30 protein-coding genes are annotated in these 17,157 nt (G+C 50.8%); 28 read left to right on the forward strand and 2 right to left on the reverse strand.

Annotation, left to right across the window (positions count from 1 at the left end; all coding sequences use genetic code 11):
• Positions 1-8 precede the first annotated feature (8 nt).
• Positions 9-227 (reverse strand): protein SlyX, encoded by a 219-nt coding sequence (locus tag GUC22_RS02020; RefSeq protein WP_004106384.1) that lies wholly within the window; start codon positions 225-227, stop codon positions 9-11.
• Between the two features lie 222 nt (positions 228-449).
• On the opposite strand from GUC22_RS02020, the gene fkpA reads away from it, so the two are divergent.
• The 11 genes from fkpA (at position 450) to bfr (ending at position 8,646) form a co-directional block, all read left to right on the forward strand.
• The gene (gene fkpA / locus GUC22_RS02025; RefSeq protein ID WP_004125943.1) at positions 450-1,268 is read left to right on the forward strand and encodes an FKBP-type peptidyl-prolyl cis-trans isomerase; all 819 of its coding nucleotides are present in this window, start codon (positions 450-452) and stop codon (positions 1,266-1,268) included.
• 166 nt (positions 1,269-1,434) lie between these two features.
• Complete coding sequence (locus tag GUC22_RS02030; RefSeq protein WP_004106380.1) at positions 1,435-2,157, forward strand: transcriptional regulator; 723 nt, start codon at positions 1,435-1,437, stop codon at positions 2,155-2,157.
• Positions 2,157-2,543, forward strand: coding sequence for a sulfurtransferase complex subunit TusD (gene tusD / locus GUC22_RS02035; protein ID WP_004138410.1), 387 nt, complete (start codon positions 2,157-2,159; stop codon positions 2,541-2,543). Before GUC22_RS02030 ends, tusD begins: the two co-directional genes overlap by 1 nt.
• Positions 2,543-2,902: a sulfurtransferase complex subunit TusC gene (gene tusC, locus GUC22_RS02040; protein ID WP_049087547.1), complete on the forward strand. Its 360-nt coding sequence runs from the start codon at positions 2,543-2,545 to the stop codon at positions 2,900-2,902. Before tusD ends, tusC begins: the two co-directional genes overlap by 1 nt.
• 7 nt (positions 2,903-2,909) lie before the next feature.
• The gene (gene tusB, locus GUC22_RS02045) at positions 2,910-3,197 is read left to right on the forward strand and encodes a sulfurtransferase complex subunit TusB (RefSeq protein ID WP_024359852.1); all 288 of its coding nucleotides are present in this window, start codon (positions 2,910-2,912) and stop codon (positions 3,195-3,197) included.
• 124 nt (positions 3,198-3,321) lie between these two features.
• Positions 3,322-3,696, forward strand: a complete 375-nt coding sequence (gene rpsL, locus GUC22_RS02050) for a 30S ribosomal protein S12 (protein WP_002920115.1) — start codon at positions 3,322-3,324, stop codon at positions 3,694-3,696.
• 95 nt (positions 3,697-3,791) lie between these two features.
• Positions 3,792-4,262, forward strand: a complete 471-nt coding sequence (rpsG, locus tag GUC22_RS02055; protein WP_004106370.1) for a 30S ribosomal protein S7 — start codon at positions 3,792-3,794, stop codon at positions 4,260-4,262.
• Positions 4,263-4,357: 95 nt separating this feature from the next.
• Entirely contained in the window at positions 4,358-6,472 is a 2,115-nt protein-coding gene (fusA, locus tag GUC22_RS02060; RefSeq protein WP_004115957.1) for an elongation factor G, read from the forward strand.
• Between the two features lie 70 nt (positions 6,473-6,542).
• Entirely contained in the window at positions 6,543-7,727 is a 1,185-nt protein-coding gene (gene tuf, locus GUC22_RS02065) for an elongation factor Tu (protein WP_004097636.1), read from the forward strand.
• Positions 7,728-7,900: 173 nt separating this feature from the next.
• Complete coding sequence (gene bfd, locus GUC22_RS02070; RefSeq protein ID WP_004125913.1) at positions 7,901-8,095, forward strand: bacterioferritin-associated ferredoxin; 195 nt, start codon at positions 7,901-7,903, stop codon at positions 8,093-8,095.
• Positions 8,096-8,169: 74 nt separating this feature from the next.
• Positions 8,170-8,646, forward strand: coding sequence for a bacterioferritin (bfr, locus tag GUC22_RS02075; RefSeq protein WP_004125910.1), 477 nt, complete (start codon positions 8,170-8,172; stop codon positions 8,644-8,646).
• Here bfr and GUC22_RS02080 read toward each other — a convergent pair.
• A complete protein-coding gene (locus GUC22_RS02080; RefSeq protein WP_049131930.1) occupies positions 8,630-9,106 on the reverse strand; it encodes a prepilin peptidase in 477 nt (158 codons plus the stop codon). The two genes, bfr and GUC22_RS02080, sit on opposite strands and share 17 nt — an antisense overlap.
• A 380-nt stretch (positions 9,107-9,486) precedes the next feature.
• Here GUC22_RS02080 and rpsJ point away from each other — a divergent pair, with 380 nt between their 5' ends.
• From rpsJ to rplF, 17 genes are all read left to right on the forward strand, one after another.
• Positions 9,487-9,798: a 30S ribosomal protein S10 gene (gene rpsJ, locus GUC22_RS02085; RefSeq protein ID WP_001181005.1), complete on the forward strand. Its 312-nt coding sequence runs from the start codon at positions 9,487-9,489 to the stop codon at positions 9,796-9,798.
• Between the two features lie 32 nt (positions 9,799-9,830).
• Entirely contained in the window at positions 9,831-10,460 is a 630-nt protein-coding gene (gene rplC / locus GUC22_RS02090; protein WP_004106354.1) for a 50S ribosomal protein L3, read from the forward strand.
• A 10-nt stretch (positions 10,461-10,470) separates the two neighbouring features.
• Entirely contained in the window at positions 10,471-11,076 is a 606-nt protein-coding gene (gene rplD, locus GUC22_RS02095) for a 50S ribosomal protein L4 (protein WP_003031119.1), read from the forward strand.
• Positions 11,073-11,375 (forward strand): 50S ribosomal protein L23, encoded by a 303-nt coding sequence (rplW, locus tag GUC22_RS02100; RefSeq protein ID WP_000617546.1) that lies wholly within the window; start codon positions 11,073-11,075, stop codon positions 11,373-11,375. The genes rplD and rplW overlap by 4 nt, the downstream gene beginning before the upstream one ends.
• Before the next feature lie 17 nt (positions 11,376-11,392).
• Positions 11,393-12,214, forward strand: coding sequence for a 50S ribosomal protein L2 (gene rplB / locus GUC22_RS02105; protein WP_000301869.1), 822 nt, complete (start codon positions 11,393-11,395; stop codon positions 12,212-12,214).
• A 16-nt stretch (positions 12,215-12,230) separates the two neighbouring features.
• A complete protein-coding gene (gene rpsS, locus GUC22_RS02110; protein ID WP_001138115.1) occupies positions 12,231-12,509 on the forward strand; it encodes a 30S ribosomal protein S19 in 279 nt (92 codons plus the stop codon).
• A gap of 14 nt (positions 12,510-12,523) precedes the next feature.
• Entirely contained in the window at positions 12,524-12,856 is a 333-nt protein-coding gene (rplV, locus tag GUC22_RS02115) for a 50S ribosomal protein L22 (RefSeq protein WP_002919773.1), read from the forward strand.
• Between the two features lie 17 nt (positions 12,857-12,873).
• Positions 12,874-13,572, forward strand: a complete 699-nt coding sequence (gene rpsC / locus GUC22_RS02120; protein ID WP_004106350.1) for a 30S ribosomal protein S3 — start codon at positions 12,874-12,876, stop codon at positions 13,570-13,572.
• 12 nt (positions 13,573-13,584) lie between these two features.
• Positions 13,585-13,995, forward strand: coding sequence for a 50S ribosomal protein L16 (gene rplP, locus GUC22_RS02125; RefSeq protein ID WP_002919759.1), 411 nt, complete (start codon positions 13,585-13,587; stop codon positions 13,993-13,995).
• The gene (gene rpmC / locus GUC22_RS02130) at positions 13,995-14,186 is read left to right on the forward strand and encodes a 50S ribosomal protein L29 (RefSeq protein WP_002919754.1); all 192 of its coding nucleotides are present in this window, start codon (positions 13,995-13,997) and stop codon (positions 14,184-14,186) included. Before rplP ends, rpmC begins: the two co-directional genes overlap by 1 nt.
• Positions 14,186-14,440 carry a 30S ribosomal protein S17 gene (gene rpsQ, locus GUC22_RS02135; RefSeq protein ID WP_004106347.1) on the forward strand — a complete coding sequence of 85 codons (255 nt, stop codon included), beginning with the start codon at positions 14,186-14,188 and terminating at the stop codon, positions 14,438-14,440. Before rpmC ends, rpsQ begins: the two co-directional genes overlap by 1 nt.
• 165 nt (positions 14,441-14,605) lie before the next feature.
• Positions 14,606-14,977 carry a 50S ribosomal protein L14 gene (rplN, locus tag GUC22_RS02140; RefSeq protein WP_000613954.1) on the forward strand — a complete coding sequence of 124 codons (372 nt, stop codon included), beginning with the start codon at positions 14,606-14,608 and terminating at the stop codon, positions 14,975-14,977.
• A gap of 10 nt (positions 14,978-14,987) precedes the next feature.
• Entirely contained in the window at positions 14,988-15,302 is a 315-nt protein-coding gene (gene rplX, locus GUC22_RS02145; RefSeq protein ID WP_004106345.1) for a 50S ribosomal protein L24, read from the forward strand.
• A gap of 14 nt (positions 15,303-15,316) precedes the next feature.
• Positions 15,317-15,856: a 50S ribosomal protein L5 gene (gene rplE / locus GUC22_RS02150; protein ID WP_001096202.1), complete on the forward strand. Its 540-nt coding sequence runs from the start codon at positions 15,317-15,319 to the stop codon at positions 15,854-15,856.
• 14 nt (positions 15,857-15,870) lie between these two features.
• Positions 15,871-16,176, forward strand: a complete 306-nt coding sequence (rpsN, locus tag GUC22_RS02155; protein ID WP_002919667.1) for a 30S ribosomal protein S14 — start codon at positions 15,871-15,873, stop codon at positions 16,174-16,176.
• 33 nt (positions 16,177-16,209) lie between these two features.
• Positions 16,210-16,602 carry a 30S ribosomal protein S8 gene (gene rpsH, locus GUC22_RS02160; protein ID WP_004106343.1) on the forward strand — a complete coding sequence of 131 codons (393 nt, stop codon included), beginning with the start codon at positions 16,210-16,212 and terminating at the stop codon, positions 16,600-16,602.
• A gap of 12 nt (positions 16,603-16,614) precedes the next feature.
• Positions 16,615-17,148 (forward strand): 50S ribosomal protein L6, encoded by a 534-nt coding sequence (gene rplF, locus GUC22_RS02165; RefSeq protein WP_004106341.1) that lies wholly within the window; start codon positions 16,615-16,617, stop codon positions 17,146-17,148.
• The last annotated feature ends 9 nt before the right edge of the window (positions 17,149-17,157 follow it).

Below are 17,157 nucleotides of genomic sequence, written 5' to 3' on the forward strand. Positions count from 1 at the left end.
TTTACGTCTTAATAATGCGGAGGAGGCGTTTCTTCCGCCTGTGAAGCCATGTGGGATGGCTGAGTCGCTTTCAATTTTTCCACCATCAGGCGCATATGTTCGCGCATCCTTGCCATTTCTATCTCGTGGGCGGTGACGGTTTTGTTGAGGTCTTCAATAGTGATTTCCTGAAACGCCAGTCTGCTCTCCAGCTCCGCAAGGCGAGTCTCTAAAGTGCTATCGTGCATGAGTAACCTCTTCTGTCTTATCCTGCGGGCGGATTCTACTGAAGTTTCAGCATCCGCGCAGCATCGTTACGTCTGACGGGAAACTAATTCATACAAAAATAGTCTGAAATGAGGCGATATTCAGGTACGTCTGTATGTTGATTTGTTCTGCAACGTTCTATAGTACGTTTTTTGTTTTTTACGATAACCCTGGGGTGAGATGCCCCGGCCCTGGAGAAATGGATGAAATCACTGTTTAAAGTAACGCTGCTGGCGACCACAATGGCCGTCGCCCTGAATGCACCGCTGAGCTTCGCTGCTGAGACGACAGCGAAAGCGGCACCCGCAACGGACAGCAAATCGGCATTCAAAAATGACGATCAGAAATCTGCTTATGCGCTGGGTGCATCGCTGGGACGTTACATGGAAAACTCCCTGAAAGAACAAGAAAAACTGGGCATCAAATTAGATAAAGATCAGCTGATCGCCGGTGTTCAGGACGCTTTTGCTGATAAGAGCAAACTGTCCGATCAGGAGATCGAACAGACTCTGCAGACGTTTGAAACCCGCGTAAAAACGGCTGCTCAGCAGAAAATGGAAAAAGACGCATCTGAGAATGAAGCGAAAGGCAAAGCTTACCGTGACGCCTTTGCGAAAGAGAAAGGCGTGAAAACCTCTAAATCTGGCCTGCTCTACAAAGTCGAAAAAGCGGGTACCGGTGAAGCGCCGAAAGACAGCGATACTGTTGTGGTTAACTACAAAGGTACGCTTATCGACGGTAAAGAGTTTGATAACTCCTACACCCGCGGCGAGCCGCTTTCCTTCCGCCTGGACGGCGTGATCCCAGGCTGGACCGAAGGCCTGAAGAACATCAAGAAAGGCGGTAAAATCCAGCTGGTCATTCCACCGGATCTGGCTTACGGCAAAACCGGCGTACCGGGCATCCCGGCGAACTCTACTCTGGTATTTGATGTAGAGCTGCTGGATATTAAACCGGCCCCGAAAGCGGATGCCAAGCCTGAAGCAGCCGCTGAAGCCCCTGCCGCTGACGCTAAGAAGTAATCGGTTTTAAGCCGCCGCCTCCAGGGGCGGCGGCTTTTTTATTGCGGGCAGATATAATTAAAACTGGAAAGAACCTCAGGCGCTGTATTACTTTAGATAGATTAATAATGATGATGAGCCTGCCCTGACGATAACGACAGGCTCCTGAAAAGGAGTGCTTTTTTTCATGTCCAGGTCGCTTTTAACCAACGAGACCAGTGAGCTTGATTTACTGGATCAACGTCCTTTTGACCAGACCGACTTCGATATCCTCAAATCCTATGAAGCGGTAGTGGACGGGTTAGCGATGCTCATCGGTTCCCACTGTGAAATCGTATTGCACTCATTGCAGGACTTAAAATGTTCCGCTATTCGTATCGCCAACGGTGAACACACCGGCCGACAAATCGGCTCGCCAATTACCGACCTTGCGCTGCGCATGCTGCACGATATGACTGGAGCCGATAGCAGCGTTTCCAAATGCTATTTTACCCGCGCAAAAAGCGGTGTGCTGATGAAATCGGTCACAATCGCCATCCGCAACCGTGACCATCGGGTTATCGGCCTGCTGTGCATCAACATGAATCTTGATGTGCCGTTCTCACAAATAATGAGCACCTTTATTCCGCCGGAAACGACGGAGGTAAACTCGCAGGTCAACTTTGCTTCATCGGTTGACGATCTGGTTGCCCAGACGCTTGAGTTCACAATTGAAGAGGTGAACGCTGACCGTAACGTTTCTAACAACGCCAAAAATCGGCAGATCGTCCTGAACCTCTATGAGAAAGGGATCTTTGATATCAAGGATGCCATTAACCAGGTAGCCGATCGGCTGAACATCTCTAAGCACACGGTTTATCTCTACATTCGTCAGTTCAAAAGCGGAGATTTCCAGGGGCTGGATAAATAATGCGCTTTGCCATTACGGTGACGGGCCCCGCTTACGGTACCCAGCAGGCCAGCAGCGCATTACAGTTTGCCCGCGCCGTTTTGCAGGAGGGGCACGAGCTGCTTAGCATTTTTTTCTATCGTGAAGGCGTCTACAACGCGAATCAGCTTACGGCACCCGCCAGCGACGAGTTTGATCTGGTTCGGGCCTGGCAGGCGCTGCATGAGGAACACGCTGTTTCCTTGCATATCTGTGTAGCCGCAGCTTTACGCCGTGGAATCACTGATGAACAAGAGGCCCGGCAGCTGAGTTTGCCTGCGCATAATTTGCAGCCGGGTTTTACCTTGAGTGGCTTGGGCGCGCTGGCGGAAGCCGCGTTAACCTGCGATCGCATGGTGCAGTTCTGATGAAACGCGTAGCCTTTATTTTTTCGTCTGCGCCCCATGGTTCAGCATCGGGCAGGGAAGGGCTGGATGCCCTGCTGGCAACCTCAGCCCTGACGGAAGAGATCGGCGTATTCTTCGTGGGCGATGGCGTATTTCAGCTGCTTTCAGAGCAGCGCCCTGCCGCGGTGCTGGCGCGCGACTATATCTCTACCTTCAAACTCTTATCGCTATACGATATCGAACAGTGCTGGATTTGCGCTGCTTCAGCACGGGAGCGCGGCCTGAATTCTGCTACGCCGTGGGTCGTTGACGGTGAATGGCTGGAGCCAGAGGCTCTGCGCGCCCGGCTTGATGATTTTAACGTGATACTGCGTTTCTGAGGCCTGAATGCTCCATACGCTAAGCACTTCCCCCTGGCACGCTGATATGGCGACGATGCGCCGTTTGATAAAAGAGGGTGACGATCTTCTCCTGCTGTCGGACGGCGTTATCGCCGCCATCGCGGAAGGGCGTTTCCTTGAAATCCTGCAATCTGCCCCCATTTCTATCTACGCTCTGCAAGAAGATATCGAAGCCCGCGGGCTGGCTGGTCAAATTGCGGACAGCGTCATCAGGGTTAGCTATACTGAGTTCGTCAGACTGACCGTCAAACATGCGGGTCAGTTGGCCTGGTAATGGCGGGATTGTTGTATATTTCTTGACACCTTTTCGGCACCGCCCTAAAATTCTGCGTCCTCATATTATATGAGGCGATTTATTACGTGTTTACGAAGCAAAAGCTAAAACCAGGAGCTATTTAATGGCAACAATTAACCAGCTGGTACGCAAACCACGCGCGCGCAAAGTTGCAAAGAGCAACGTGCCGGCGCTGGAAGCCTGCCCGCAGAAACGTGGCGTATGTACTCGTGTATATACCACCACTCCTAAGAAACCTAACTCCGCACTGCGTAAAGTTTGCCGTGTGCGTCTGACTAACGGTTTCGAAGTCACCTCCTACATCGGTGGTGAAGGTCACAACCTGCAGGAGCACTCCGTGATCCTGATCCGTGGCGGTCGTGTTAAAGACCTTCCGGGTGTTCGTTACCACACCGTTCGTGGTGCGCTTGACTGCTCCGGCGTTAAAGACCGTAAGCAAGCTCGCTCCAAGTATGGCGTGAAGCGTCCTAAGGCTTAATGGTTCTCCGTTAAGTAAGGCCAAACGTTTTATATTAATGTCAAACTAAACTCTTAGAGTTTTGGACAATCCTGAATTAACAACGGAGTATTTCCATGCCACGTCGTCGCGTCATTGGTCAGCGTAAAATCCTGCCGGATCCTAAGTTCGGATCAGAACTGCTGGCTAAATTTGTAAATATCCTGATGGTAGATGGTAAAAAATCTACTGCAGAAGCAATCGTATACAGCGCGCTGGAGACCCTGGCTCAGCGCTCTGGTAAAAATGAACTGGAAGCTTTCGAAGTCGCTCTCGACAACGTGCGCCCGACTGTAGAAGTTAAGTCTCGCCGCGTTGGTGGTTCTACTTATCAGGTTCCAGTTGAAGTCCGTCCGGTTCGTCGTAATGCTCTGGCAATGCGTTGGATCGTTGAAGCTGCTCGTAAACGTGGTGATAAATCCATGGCTCTGCGTCTGGCGAACGAACTCTCTGATGCTGCAGACAACAAAGGTACTGCAGTTAAGAAACGTGAAGACGTTCACCGTATGGCAGAAGCCAACAAGGCGTTCGCACACTACCGTTGGTAATCCCTTCGGAGTCATAGTCACCAGACGGGCGCTTCAGGTAAGTCGCCCGTTTTGGATAACTTAACTGAACGCCTAAAGAAATAACGAGGAATCAAATGGCTCGTACAACACCCATCGCACGCTACCGTAACATCGGTATCAGTGCGCACATCGACGCCGGTAAAACTACTACTACCGAACGTATTCTGTTCTACACCGGTGTAAACCACAAAATCGGTGAAGTTCATGACGGCGCTGCCACCATGGACTGGATGGAACAGGAGCAGGAGCGTGGTATTACTATCACCTCCGCAGCGACTACTGCATTCTGGTCAGGTATGGCTAAGCAGTATGAACCGCATCGCGTAAACATCATCGACACCCCGGGGCACGTTGACTTCACTATCGAAGTAGAACGTTCCATGCGTGTGCTTGATGGTGCAGTAATGGTTTACTGCGCAGTTGGTGGTGTTCAGCCTCAGTCTGAAACCGTATGGCGTCAGGCAAACAAATATAAAGTTCCGCGCATTGCGTTCGTTAACAAAATGGACCGTATGGGTGCGAACTTCCTGAAAGTTGTTGGTCAGATCAAAACCCGTCTGGGCGCGAACCCTGTTCCGCTGCAGCTGGCGATTGGCGCTGAAGAAGCGTTCACCGGTGTTGTTGACCTGGTGAAAATGAAAGCCATCAACTGGAACGAAGAAGATGCAGGTGTAACCTTCACTTACGAAGATATCCCGGCAGACATGCAGGAACTGGCCGAAGAATGGCACCAGAACCTGATCGAGTCCGCTGCTGAAGCTTCTGAAGAGCTGATGGAGAAATACCTGGGTGGTGAAGAACTGACTGAAGAAGAGATTAAAACTGCTCTGCGTCAGCGCGTTCTGAACAACGAAATCATCCTGGTAACCTGTGGTTCTGCGTTCAAGAACAAAGGTGTTCAGGCGATGCTGGATGCGGTAGTTGACTACCTGCCATCCCCGGTTGACGTACCTGCGATCAACGGTATCCTGGACGACGGTAAAGATACTCCGGCTGAGCGTCACGCTAGCGATGATGAGCCGTTTGCTGCTCTGGCATTCAAAATCGCTACCGACCCGTTCGTGGGTAACCTGACCTTCTTCCGCGTGTACTCCGGTGTGGTTAACTCTGGTGATACCATCCTGAACTCCGTGAAAGCTGCACGTGAGCGTTTCGGTCGTATCGTACAGATGCACGCTAACAAACGTGAAGAGATCAAAGAAGTTCGCGCGGGCGATATCGCTGCTGCTATCGGTCTGAAAGACGTAACTACGGGTGACACTCTGTGCGATCCTAATGCGCCGATCATTCTGGAGCGTATGGAATTCCCTGAGCCGGTAATCTCTATCGCTGTTGAACCGAAAACCAAAGCTGACCAGGAAAAAATGGGTCTGGCTCTGGGCCGTCTGGCTAAAGAAGACCCGTCTTTCCGCGTATGGACTGACGAAGAATCTAACCAGACTATCATCGCCGGTATGGGTGAGCTGCACCTCGACATCATCGTTGACCGTATGAAGCGTGAATTCAACGTTGAAGCGAACGTCGGTAAACCTCAGGTTGCTTACCGTGAAGCGATTCGCGCGAAAGTTACCGATATCGAAGGTAAACACGCTAAACAGTCTGGTGGTCGCGGTCAGTATGGTCACGTCGTTATCGACATGTACCCGCTGGAGCCGGGCTCTAACCCGAAAGGTTATGAGTTCATCAACGACATCAAAGGTGGTGTAATTCCTGGCGAATACATCCCGGCCGTTGATAAAGGCATCCAGGAGCAGCTGAAAGCGGGTCCTCTGGCTGGTTACCCGGTAGTTGATCTGGGCGTGCGTCTGCACTTCGGTTCTTACCACGACGTTGACTCCTCTGAACTGGCGTTTAAACTGGCCGCTTCTATTGCCTTTAAAGATGGCTTTAAGAAAGCGAAACCAGTTCTGCTTGAGCCGATCATGAAGGTTGAAGTAGAAACTCCGGAAGAGAACACTGGTGACGTTATCGGTGACCTTAGCCGTCGTCGCGGTATGCTGCGCGGTCAGGAATCCAACGTGACTGGCGTTGTGATCCACGCTGAAGTTCCGCTGTCTGAAATGTTCGGATATGCAACTCAGCTGCGTTCTCTGACCAAAGGTCGTGCTTCTTACTCCATGGAGTTCCTGAAGTATGATGATGCGCCGAACAACGTTGCTCAGGCCGTAATCGAAGCCCGTGGTAAATAAGCCGCAGGGTTAAAACCAAAGTCCCGTGCTCTCTCCAGAAGGGGAGAGCACTATAGTAAGGAATATAGCCGTGTCTAAAGAAAAATTTGAACGTACAAAACCGCACGTCAACGTCGGTACTATCGGCCACGTTGACCATGGTAAAACTACTCTGACCGCTGCAATCACTACCGTTCTGGCTAAAACCTACGGTGGTTCTGCTCGTGCATTCGACCAGATCGATAACGCGCCGGAAGAAAAAGCTCGTGGTATCACCATCAACACCTCTCACGTTGAATATGACACCCCGACTCGCCACTACGCGCACGTAGACTGCCCGGGCCACGCCGACTATGTTAAAAACATGATCACCGGTGCTGCGCAGATGGACGGCGCGATCCTGGTTGTTGCTGCGACTGACGGCCCGATGCCGCAGACTCGTGAGCACATCCTGCTGGGTCGTCAGGTAGGCGTTCCGTACATCATCGTGTTCCTGAACAAATGCGACATGGTTGATGACGAAGAGCTGCTGGAACTGGTTGAAATGGAAGTTCGTGAACTTCTGTCTCAGTACGATTTCCCGGGCGACGACACCCCGATCGTTCGTGGTTCCGCTCTGAAAGCGCTGGAAGGCGACGCAGACTGGGAAGCGAAAATCATCGAACTGGCTGGCTACCTGGATTCTTACATCCCGGAACCAGAGCGTGCGATTGACAAGCCGTTCCTGCTGCCGATCGAAGACGTATTCTCCATCTCCGGTCGTGGTACCGTTGTTACCGGTCGTGTAGAGCGCGGTATCATCAAAGTTGGCGAAGAAGTTGAAATCGTTGGTATCAAAGAGACTGCGAAGTCTACCTGTACTGGCGTTGAAATGTTCCGCAAACTGCTGGACGAAGGCCGTGCTGGTGAGAACGTTGGTGTTCTGCTGCGTGGTATCAAACGTGAAGAAATCGAACGTGGTCAGGTACTGGCTAAGCCGGGTTCCATCAAGCCGCACACCAAGTTCGAATCTGAAGTGTACATTCTGTCCAAAGACGAAGGCGGCCGTCATACTCCGTTCTTCAAAGGCTACCGTCCGCAGTTCTACTTCCGTACAACTGACGTGACTGGCACCATCGAACTGCCGGAAGGCGTAGAGATGGTTATGCCGGGCGACAACATCAAAATGGTTGTTACCCTGATCCATCCGATCGCGATGGACGACGGTCTGCGTTTCGCAATCCGTGAAGGCGGCCGTACCGTTGGCGCGGGCGTTGTTGCTAAAGTTCTGGGCTAATAATTAGTTCTGAATTAAAAAGGGCGCTAAGGCGCCCTTTTTGCTGTCTGCTATATGTGAGCTGCAGCACGATGACCGGCAGCAAATAGAGTAAATGTTTATTTAATAGACAGGCTATTGTAATCATAACTATTCTCATTTACACTTTGTTTGTAAGTTGAACGGGAGTATATATGTACGTTTGTCTGTGTAATGGTGTGAACGATAAAAAAATTCGTCAGGCTGTGCGCCAATTCAATCCTCAGTCTTTTCAACAACTGCGAAAATTTATTCCCGTTGGAAATCAATGCGGTAAGTGCGTCCGTGCGGCGCGCGAGATTATGGAAGATGAATTAACCCGCATGCCGGAATATCAAGAGATCGCCTGAAGCCCCTCAGCTTTACTTTGACATCCCTATAGCTCGAACTACGCTTCAATAAGTGGAAGCGGAGGGACTATATAATGAAAGGTGATGTCAAAATCATAAGTTATCTCAATAAATTATTGGGAAATGAGCTTGTCGCAATTAATCAATACTTTCTCCATGCGAGAATGTTCAAGAACTGGGGCCTGATGCGCCTCAATGATGTCGAATACCACGAATCTATCGATGAAATGAAGCATGCCGATAAGTATATTGAGCGCATTTTGTTTCTCGAAGGGATCCCGAACCTGCAGGATCTCGGCAAACTCCGCATCGGAGAAGACGTCGAGGAGATGCTGCAATCTGACCTAAGGCTGGAGCTGGAAGGGGCGAAGGATCTACGCGAGGCCATTGCCTATGCCGACAGCGTCCATGACTACGTCAGCCGTGATATGTTAATCACTATCCTCGCAGATGAAGAAGGCCATATCGATTGGCTGGAAACCGAATTGGACCTGATAGGCAAAATTGGTTTGCAGAATTATCTTCAGTCGCAGATTAAAGTGGCTGACTGATAAACGTCTGCCATCCACAGAACACACCCGCTGTGGCCAGGAAAGGGCCAAAAGGCAGCGGGTGGTGTAGCATCTGCCTTGTTCTCGTGCACAAAATCAGCGCCGTTACGGCCGCGCAGGCCAGAATAGCTGCGATGAGAACCAGCTGCGGTAAAACTTCCCACCCATGCCATGCCCCAAGCGCGGCGAGAAATTTAATATCGCCGTAGCCGATGCCTTCCCGCCTGCGTATTCCCCTGTAGAGCCAATAGATCAAGCCAAAGGCCAGATAGCCGCCTATCGCGCCCCAGACGGCATGTACCAGATTGGCCGGCGACAGACAGAGATAATAAAGCAACCCACTCCACAGCAGAGGGCAGGTAAATTTATCGGGTAGCAAGCCATAGCGCAGATCGTGCCAACAAAGCGTGAGTAATAGCCCGCCATGGATAATAAAGAATGCAAAGGTCGCTATTGTCATCGATTGTTCCCGCGTTTTGGCCTTAGTGACCGAGTGTGGTGCTGGAACGGGGTTTCTGGCAAAAGGCAATAAACAGGAGTGGACTTCCTAATCCAGAGTATTTGCTGGCCTTTCATGGTATTGCAGTAAACGTGGGTGCGTGCTCCCGGAAACAGGTGATGATTTTGTACGCAGCCCTTGCGTTGTATCTGAATTTGCGTATAATGCGCGGGCCTGTCAAAGTTGACGGCCGGTTCGATATGAACCCCGGTAGTAGCAACACGCTACCAAACAATGTTCCCAATTGGGGAACTATGTAAGAACGGTTACACTCTCCCATCAATCGTAATGGGTATGAGGAGTAACCATTTCGTCTATAAAATAATTGGAGCTCTGGTCTCATGCAGAACCAAAGAATCCGTATCCGCCTTAAAGCGTTTGATCATCGTCTGATCGATCAATCAACCGCGGAAATCGTCGAGACTGCTAAGCGCACTGGTGCGCAAGTCCGTGGTCCGATCCCGCTGCCGACCCGCAAAGAGCGCTTTACCGTTCTGATTTCTCCGCACGTCAACAAAGATGCGCGCGATCAGTACGAAATCCGCACTCATAAGCGTCTGGTTGACATCGTTGAGCCAACTGAAAAAACCGTTGATGCTCTGATGCGTCTGGATCTGGCTGCCGGTGTAGACGTGCAGATCAGCCTGGGTTAATCAGGTCATCGAGCGATTGAGAGGTTGAAACAATGATTGGTTTAGTCGGTAAAAAAGTGGGCATGACCCGCATCTTCACTGAAGATGGCGTATCTATCCCAGTAACCGTAATCGAAGTTGAAGCAAACCGCGTTACTCAGGTTAAAGATCTGGCTAACGATGGCTACCGTGCCGTTCAGGTTACCACTGGTGCTAAAAAAGCTAACCGTGTAACTAAACCGGAAGCGGGTCACTTCGCTAAAGCTGGCGTTGAAGCTGGCCGTGGTCTGTGGGAATTCCGTCTGGCTGACGGCGAAGAATTCACCGTAGGTCAGGACATTAGCGTTGAACTGTTTGCTGACGTTAAAAAAGTTGACGTAACCGGTACCTCTAAAGGTAAAGGTTTTGCTGGTACCGTTAAGCGCTGGAACTTCCGTACCCAGGACGCTACTCACGGTAACTCCTTGTCCCACCGCGTACCGGGTTCTATCGGTCAGAACCAGACTCCGGGCAAAGTGTTCAAAGGCAAGAAAATGGCAGGTCAGCTGGGTAACGAACGTGTCACCGTTCAGAGCCTGGACGTAGTACGTGTTGACGCTGAGCGCAACCTGCTGCTGGTTAAAGGCGCGGTCCCGGGTGCAACCGGTAGCGACCTGATCGTTAAACCAGCTGTGAAGGCGTAAGGGGATAGCAATGGAATTAGTATTGAAAGACGCGCAGAGCGCGCTGACTGTTTCCGAAACTACCTTCGGTCGTGATTTCAACGAAGCGCTGGTTCACCAGGTTGTAGTTGCTTATGCAGCTGGTGCTCGTCAGGGTACTCGTGCTCAGAAGACTCGTGCTGAAGTAACTGGTTCAGGCAAAAAGCCGTGGCGCCAGAAAGGTACCGGCCGTGCGCGTTCAGGTTCTATCAAGAGCCCGATCTGGCGTTCAGGTGGCGTGACCTTCGCTGCGCGTCCGCAGGACCACAGTCAAAAAGTTAACAAAAAGATGTACCGCGGCGCGCTGAAAAGCATTCTGTCCGAACTGGTACGTCAGGATCGTCTGATCGTTGTCGAATCATTCTCTGTTGAAGCGCCTAAAACTAAGCTGCTGGCACAGAAACTGAAAGACATGGCTCTGGAAGATGTGCTGATCATCACCGGTGAGCTGGACGAGAACCTGTTCCTTGCTGCGCGCAACCTGCATAAGGTTGACGTACGTGATGCAACTGGTATCGACCCGGTTAGCCTGATCGCCTTCGACAAAGTCGTAATGACTGCTGATGCTGTTAAGCAAGTTGAGGAGATGCTGGCATGATTCGTGAAGAACGTCTGCTGAAGGTGCTGCGTGCACCGCACGTTTCTGAAAAAGCGTCTACTGCGATGGAAAAAACCAATACCATCGTTCTCAAAGTTGCTAAAGACGCGACCAAAGCAGAAATCAAAGCTGCTGTGCAGAAACTGTTTGAAGTCGAAGTCGAAGTCGTTAACACCCTGGTTGTTAAAGGGAAAGTTAAACGTCACGGACAGCGTATCGGTCGTCGTAGCGACTGGAAAAAAGCTTACGTCACCCTGAAGGAAGGCCAGAATCTGGACTTCGTCGGCGGCGCTGAGTAAGTCGGAGGAGTAATACAATGGCAGTTGTTAAATGTAAACCGACATCTCCGGGTCGTCGCCACGTTGTTAAAGTGGTCAACCCAGAGCTGCACAAGGGCAAACCTTTTGCTCCGCTGGTTGAAAAAAACAGCAAATCCGGTGGTCGTAACAACAATGGCCGTATCACCACCCGTCATATCGGTGGTGGTCACAAACAGGCCTACCGTATTGTTGACTTCAAACGCAACAAAGATGGTATCCCGGCAGTTGTTGAACGTCTTGAGTACGATCCGAACCGCTCCGCGAACATCGCGCTGGTTCTGTACAAAGACGGTGAGCGCCGTTACATCCTGGCCCCTAAAGGCCTGAAAGCTGGCGACCAGATTCAGTCTGGCGTTGATGCTGCAATCAAAGCAGGCAACACCCTGCCGATGCGCAATATCCCGGTTGGTTCTACCGTTCATAACGTAGAAATGAAACCAGGTAAAGGCGGTCAGCTGGCGCGTTCCGCTGGTACTTACGTTCAGATCGTTGCTCGCGATGGTGCTTATGTCACCCTGCGTCTGCGTTCTGGTGAAATGCGTAAAGTCGAAGCAGATTGCCGCGCTACTCTGGGCGAAGTTGGCAATGCTGAGCATATGCTGCGCGTTCTGGGTAAAGCAGGTGCTGCACGCTGGCGTGGTGTTCGTCCTACCGTTCGCGGTACTGCGATGAACCCAGTCGACCACCCACATGGTGGTGGTGAAGGTCGTAACTTTGGTAAGCACCCGGTAACTCCGTGGGGCGTTCAGACCAAAGGTAAGAAGACCCGCAGCAACAAGCGTACTGATAAATTCATCGTACGTCGCCGTAGCAAATAATTTTAGAGGATAAGCCATGCCACGTTCTCTCAAGAAAGGTCCTTTTATTGACCTGCACTTGCTGAAGAAGGTAGAGAAAGCGGTGGAAAGCGGAGACAAGAAGCCCCTGCGCACTTGGTCCCGTCGTTCAACGATCTTTCCTAACATGATCGGTTTGACCATCGCTGTCCATAATGGTCGTCAGCACGTTCCAGTTTTTGTTTCCGACGAAATGGTTGGTCACAAACTGGGTGAATTCGCACCGACTCGTACTTATCGCGGCCATGCTGCTGATAAAAAAGCGAAGAAGAAATAAGGTAGGAGGAAGAGATGGAAACTTTAGCTCAACATCGCCATGCTCGTTCTTCTGCTCAGAAGGTTCGCCTTGTTGCTGACCTGATTCGCGGTAAGAAAGTGTCGCAGGCCCTGGATATTCTGACCTACACCAATAAGAAAGCTGCTGTACTGGTCAAGAAGGTACTGGAATCTGCCATTGCTAACGCTGAACACAACGATGGCGCTGACATTGATGATCTGAAAGTTGCGAAAATTTTCGTAGACGAAGGCCCGAGCATGAAGCGCATTATGCCGCGTGCTAAAGGTCGTGCAGATCGCATCCTGAAGCGCACCAGCCACATTACTGTGGTTGTGTCCGATCGCTGAGACTCTGGAGACTAGCAATGGGTCAGAAAGTACATCCTAATGGTATTCGCCTGGGTATTGTAAAACCATGGAACTCAACCTGGTTTGCGAACACCAAAGAATTCGCTGACAACCTGGACAGCGATTTTAAAGTACGTCAGTACCTGACTAAGGAACTGGCGAAAGCGTCTGTATCTCGTATCGTTATCGAGCGTCCGGCTAAAAGCATTCGTGTGACCATTCACACTGCTCGCCCGGGTATCGTTATCGGTAAGAAAGGCGAAGACGTAGAAAAACTGCGCAAGGTCGTCGCGGATCTCGCTGGCGTGCCTGCACAGATCAATATTGCCGAAGTTCGTAAGCCTGAACTGGACGCTAAATTGGTTGCTGACAGCATCACTTCTCAGCTGGAACGTCGCGTTATGTTCCGTCGTGCTATGAAGCGTGCTGTACAGAACGCAATGCGTCTGGGCGCTAAAGGTATCAAAGTTGAAGTTAGCGGCCGTCTGGGCGGCGCGGAAATCGCACGTACCGAATGGTACCGTGAAGGTCGCGTACCGCTGCACACTCTGCGTGCTGACATCGACTACAACACCTCTGAAGCGCACACCACTTACGGTGTAATCGGCGTTAAGGTATGGATCTTCAAAGGTGAGATCCTGGGTGGTATGGCTGCTGTTGAACAACCGGAACCGGCTGCTCAACCTAAAAAGCAGCAGCGTAAAGGCCGTAAATAAGGAGCGTCGCTGATGTTACAACCAAAGCGTACAAAATTCCGTAAAGTGCATAAAGGCCGCAACCGTGGTCTGGCGCAGGGTACGGATGTTAGCTTCGGCACTTTCGGTCTGAAAGCTGTTGGCCGTGGTCGTCTGACTGCACGTCAGATCGAAGCAGCACGTCGTGCTATGACCCGTGCAGTTAAGCGTCAAGGTAAGATCTGGATCCGTGTATTCCCGGACAAACCGATCACCGAGAAGCCGCTGGAAGTTCGTATGGGTAAAGGTAAAGGTAACGTGGAGTACTGGGTTGCCTTGATTCAGCCGGGTAAAGTCCTTTATGAAATGGACGGCGTACCGGAAGAGCTGGCCCGTGAAGCATTCGGCCTGGCAGCAGCGAAACTGCCGATCAAAACCACCTTTGTAACTAAGACGGTGATGTAATGAAAGCAAAAGAGCTGCGTGAAAAAAGCGTTGAAGAGCTGAACGCTGAGCTGCTGAACCTGCTGCGTGAGCAGTTCAACCTGCGTATGCAGGCTGCAAGTGGCCAGCTGCAACAGACTCATCTGCTGAAGCAAGTGCGTCGTGATGTTGCACGCGTTAAGACTTTACTGACTCAGAAGGCGGGTGCGTAATGACCGATAAAATCCGTACTCTGCAAGGTCGCGTGGTTAGCGACAAAATGGAGAAATCCATTGTTGTTGCTATCGAACGTATGGTGAAACACCCGGTATACGGCAAATTCATCAAGCGTACGACCAAACTGCACGTACATGACGAGAACAACGAATGCGGTATCGGTGACGTGGTTGAAATCCGCGAATGCCGTCCGCTGTCCAAGACTAAGTCCTGGACGCTGGTTCGCGTTGTAGAGAAAGCGGTTCTGTAATACAGTACGCATTCTCGATACGGATAAACGGCTCAGCGATGAGCCGTTTATTTTTTCTACCCATATCTGATTTGCGGTGTTATAATGCCGCGCCCTCGATATGGGGCTTTTTTAACGACCCTATTTTTGGGTCTCAGTAGTAGTTGACATTAGCGGAGCACTAAAATGATCCAAGAACAGACTATGCTGAACGTCGCCGACAACTCCGGTGCACGTCGCGTAATGTGTATCAAGGTTCTGGGTGGCTCGCACCGTCGCTACGCAGGCGTAGGCGACATCATCAAGATCACCATCAAGGAAGCAATTCCGCGTGGTAAGGTCAAAAAAGGTGATGTGCTGAAGGCGGTAGTGGTGCGCACCAAGAAGGGTGTTCGTCGCCCGGACGGTTCTGTCATTCGCTTCGATGGTAATGCATGCGTTATTTTAAACAATAACAGCGAGCAGCCCATCGGTACGCGTATTTTTGGGCCGGTAACTCGTGAACTTCGTAACGAGAAGTTCATGAAAATTATCTCTCTGGCCCCAGAAGTACTCTAAGGAGCGAATCATGGCAGCGAAAATCCGTCGTGATGACGAAGTTATCGTGTTAACCGGTAAAGATAAAGGTAAACGCGGTAAAGTTAAGAATGTCTTGTCTTCCGGCAAGCTCATTGTTGAAGGTATCAACCTGGTTAAGAAACACCAGAAGCCGGTTCCGGCTCTGAACCAACCAGGCGGCATCGTTGAAAAAGAAGCTGCTATTCAGGTTTCTAACGTTGCGATCTTCAATGCGGCAACCGGCAAGGCTGACCGTGTAGGCTTTAGATTCGAAGACGGCAAAAAAGTCCGTTTCTTCAAATCTAATAGCGAAACTATCAAGTAATTTGGAGTAGTACGATGGCGAAACTGCATGATTACTACAAAGACGAAGTAGTTAAAAAACTCATGACTGAGTTTAACTACAATTCTGTCATGCAAGTCCCTCGGGTCGAGAAGATCACCCTGAACATGGGTGTTGGTGAAGCGATCGCTGACAAGAAACTGCTGGATAACGCAGCAGCCGATCTGACAGCAATCTCCGGTCAAAAACCGCTGATCACCAAAGCACGCAAATCAGTTGCAGGCTTCAAAATCCGTCAGGGCTATCCGATCGGCTGTAAAGTAACTCTGCGTGGCGAACGCATGTGGGAGTTCTTTGAGCGCCTGATCACTATTGCTGTACCGCGTATCCGTGACTTCCGTGGCTTGTCCGCTAAGTCTTTCGACGGTCGTGGCAACTACAGCATGGGTGTCCGTGAGCAGATCATCTTCCCAGAAATCGACTACGATAAAGTCGACCGCGTTCGTGGTTTGGATATTACCATTACCACTACTGCGAAATCTGATGAAGAAGGCCGCGCTCTGCTGGCTGCCTTTGACTTCCCGTTCCGCAAGTAAGGTAGGGTTACTTAATGGCTAAGCAATCAATGAAAGCACGCGAAGTAAAGCGCGTGGCTTTAGCTGATAAATTCTTCGCTAAACGCGCTGAACTGAAAGCTATCATCTCTGATGTGAACGCAACCGACGAAGATCGTTGGAACGCTGTTCTCAAGCTGCAGACTCTGCCGCGTGATTCCAGCCCGTCTCGTCAGCGTAATCGCTGCCGTCAAACAGGTCGTCCGCATGGTTTCCTGCGGAAGTTCGGGTTGAGCCGTATCAAGGTCCGTGAAGCCGCAATGCGCGGTGAAATCCCGGGTCTGAAAAAGGCTAGCTGGTAATTGTCACCAATTGAATCACGGGAGTAAAGACAGATGAGCATGCAAGATCCGATCGCGGATATGCTGACCCGTATCCGTAACGGTCAGGCCGCGAATAAAGCTGCGGTCACCATGCCTTCCTCCAAGCTGAAAGTGGCAATTGCCAACGTGCTGAAGGAAGAAGGCTTTATTGAAGATTTTAAAGTTGAAGGCGACATCAAGCCGGAACTGGAACTGACTCTTAAGTATTTCCAGGGTAAAGCTGTTGTAGAAAGCATTCAGCGTGTCAGCCGCCCAGGTCTGCGCATCTACAAACGTAAAGATGAGCTGCCGAAAGTTATGGCGGGTCTGGGTATCGCGGTTATTTCTACCTCTAAAGGTGTTATGACCGATCGTGCAGCGCGCCAGGCTGGTCTTGGTGGCGAAATTATCTGCTACGTAGCCTAATCGGAGGAAAAAATGTCTCGTGTTGCTAAAGCACCGGTCGTTGTTCCTGCCGGCGTTGATGTAAAAATCAACGGTCAGGTTATTACGATCAAAGGTAAAAACGGCGAGCTGACTCGTACCCTCAACAATGCTGTTGAAGTTAAACATGCAGATAATGCTCTGACCTTCGGTCCGCGTGATGGTTTCGTGGATGGATGGGCTCAGGCTGGTACCGCGCGTGCCCTGCTGAACTCAATGGTTGTTGGTGTTACCGAAGGCTTCACTAAAAAGCTTCAGCTGGTTGGTGTAGGTTATCGTGCAGCGGTCAAAGGGGATGTAGTAAACCTGGCTTTAGGTTTCTCTCATCCTGTTGAGCATAAACTGCCGGCCGGTATCACTGCAGAATGTCCGACTCAAACTGAAATCGTGCTGAAAGGCGCTGATAAGCAGGTGATCGGTCAGGTTGCAGCAGATCTGCGCGCCTACCGTCGTCCTGAGCCTTATAAAGGCAAGGGTGTTCGTTACGCCGACGAAGTCGTGCGTACCAAAGAGGCTAAGAAGAAGTAAGGTAACACT

It is taken from the genome of Klebsiella sp. MPUS7 (assembly GCF_009905335.1).
Classification (GTDB): Bacteria; Pseudomonadota; Gammaproteobacteria; order Enterobacterales; family Enterobacteriaceae; genus Klebsiella; species Klebsiella grimontii.

What these genes read in the sequence shown, in the direction of transcription:
- rplX (WP_004106345.1), top strand. Translation starts at nt 14,988, where the DNA reads ATGGCAGCGAAAATCCGTCGTGATGACGAAGTTATCGTGTTAACCGGT.
- GUC22_RS02080 (WP_049131930.1), bottom strand. Translation starts at nt 9,106, where the DNA reads ATGACAATAGCGACCTTTGCATTCTTTATTATCCATGGCGGGCTATTA.
- bfd (WP_004125913.1), top strand. Translation starts at nt 7,901, where the DNA reads ATGTACGTTTGTCTGTGTAATGGTGTGAACGATAAAAAAATTCGTCAG.
- tusB (WP_024359852.1), top strand. Translation starts at nt 2,910, where the DNA reads ATGCTCCATACGCTAAGCACTTCCCCCTGGCACGCTGATATGGCGACG.
- bfr (WP_004125910.1), top strand. Translation starts at nt 8,170, where the DNA reads ATGAAAGGTGATGTCAAAATCATAAGTTATCTCAATAAATTATTGGGA.
- rplE (WP_001096202.1), top strand. Translation starts at nt 15,317, where the DNA reads ATGGCGAAACTGCATGATTACTACAAAGACGAAGTAGTTAAAAAACTC.
- rplF (WP_004106341.1), top strand. Translation starts at nt 16,615, where the DNA reads ATGTCTCGTGTTGCTAAAGCACCGGTCGTTGTTCCTGCCGGCGTTGAT.
- rpsL (WP_002920115.1), top strand. Translation starts at nt 3,322, where the DNA reads ATGGCAACAATTAACCAGCTGGTACGCAAACCACGCGCGCGCAAAGTT.
- rpsG (WP_004106370.1), top strand. Translation starts at nt 3,792, where the DNA reads ATGCCACGTCGTCGCGTCATTGGTCAGCGTAAAATCCTGCCGGATCCT.
- rpsS (WP_001138115.1), top strand. Translation starts at nt 12,231, where the DNA reads ATGCCACGTTCTCTCAAGAAAGGTCCTTTTATTGACCTGCACTTGCTG.
- rpsC (WP_004106350.1), top strand. Translation starts at nt 12,874, where the DNA reads ATGGGTCAGAAAGTACATCCTAATGGTATTCGCCTGGGTATTGTAAAA.
- rplP (WP_002919759.1), top strand. Translation starts at nt 13,585, where the DNA reads ATGTTACAACCAAAGCGTACAAAATTCCGTAAAGTGCATAAAGGCCGC.
- rplC (WP_004106354.1), top strand. Translation starts at nt 9,831, where the DNA reads ATGATTGGTTTAGTCGGTAAAAAAGTGGGCATGACCCGCATCTTCACT.
- GUC22_RS02030 (WP_004106380.1), top strand. Translation starts at nt 1,435, where the DNA reads ATGTCCAGGTCGCTTTTAACCAACGAGACCAGTGAGCTTGATTTACTG.
- tusD (WP_004138410.1), top strand. Translation starts at nt 2,157, where the DNA reads ATGCGCTTTGCCATTACGGTGACGGGCCCCGCTTACGGTACCCAGCAG.
- rpmC (WP_002919754.1), top strand. Translation starts at nt 13,995, where the DNA reads ATGAAAGCAAAAGAGCTGCGTGAAAAAAGCGTTGAAGAGCTGAACGCT.
- rplN (WP_000613954.1), top strand. Translation starts at nt 14,606, where the DNA reads ATGATCCAAGAACAGACTATGCTGAACGTCGCCGACAACTCCGGTGCA.
- fusA (WP_004115957.1), top strand. Translation starts at nt 4,358, where the DNA reads ATGGCTCGTACAACACCCATCGCACGCTACCGTAACATCGGTATCAGT.
- rplB (WP_000301869.1), top strand. Translation starts at nt 11,393, where the DNA reads ATGGCAGTTGTTAAATGTAAACCGACATCTCCGGGTCGTCGCCACGTT.
- rpsN (WP_002919667.1), top strand. Translation starts at nt 15,871, where the DNA reads ATGGCTAAGCAATCAATGAAAGCACGCGAAGTAAAGCGCGTGGCTTTA.
- tusC (WP_049087547.1), top strand. Translation starts at nt 2,543, where the DNA reads ATGAAACGCGTAGCCTTTATTTTTTCGTCTGCGCCCCATGGTTCAGCA.
- rplD (WP_003031119.1), top strand. Translation starts at nt 10,471, where the DNA reads ATGGAATTAGTATTGAAAGACGCGCAGAGCGCGCTGACTGTTTCCGAA.
- GUC22_RS02020 (WP_004106384.1), bottom strand. Translation starts at nt 227, where the DNA reads ATGCACGATAGCACTTTAGAGACTCGCCTTGCGGAGCTGGAGAGCAGA.
- rplW (WP_000617546.1), top strand. Translation starts at nt 11,073, where the DNA reads ATGATTCGTGAAGAACGTCTGCTGAAGGTGCTGCGTGCACCGCACGTT.
- fkpA (WP_004125943.1), top strand. Translation starts at nt 450, where the DNA reads ATGAAATCACTGTTTAAAGTAACGCTGCTGGCGACCACAATGGCCGTC.
- rpsQ (WP_004106347.1), top strand. Translation starts at nt 14,186, where the DNA reads ATGACCGATAAAATCCGTACTCTGCAAGGTCGCGTGGTTAGCGACAAA.
- rplV (WP_002919773.1), top strand. Translation starts at nt 12,524, where the DNA reads ATGGAAACTTTAGCTCAACATCGCCATGCTCGTTCTTCTGCTCAGAAG.
- rpsH (WP_004106343.1), top strand. Translation starts at nt 16,210, where the DNA reads ATGAGCATGCAAGATCCGATCGCGGATATGCTGACCCGTATCCGTAAC.
- rpsJ (WP_001181005.1), top strand. Translation starts at nt 9,487, where the DNA reads ATGCAGAACCAAAGAATCCGTATCCGCCTTAAAGCGTTTGATCATCGT.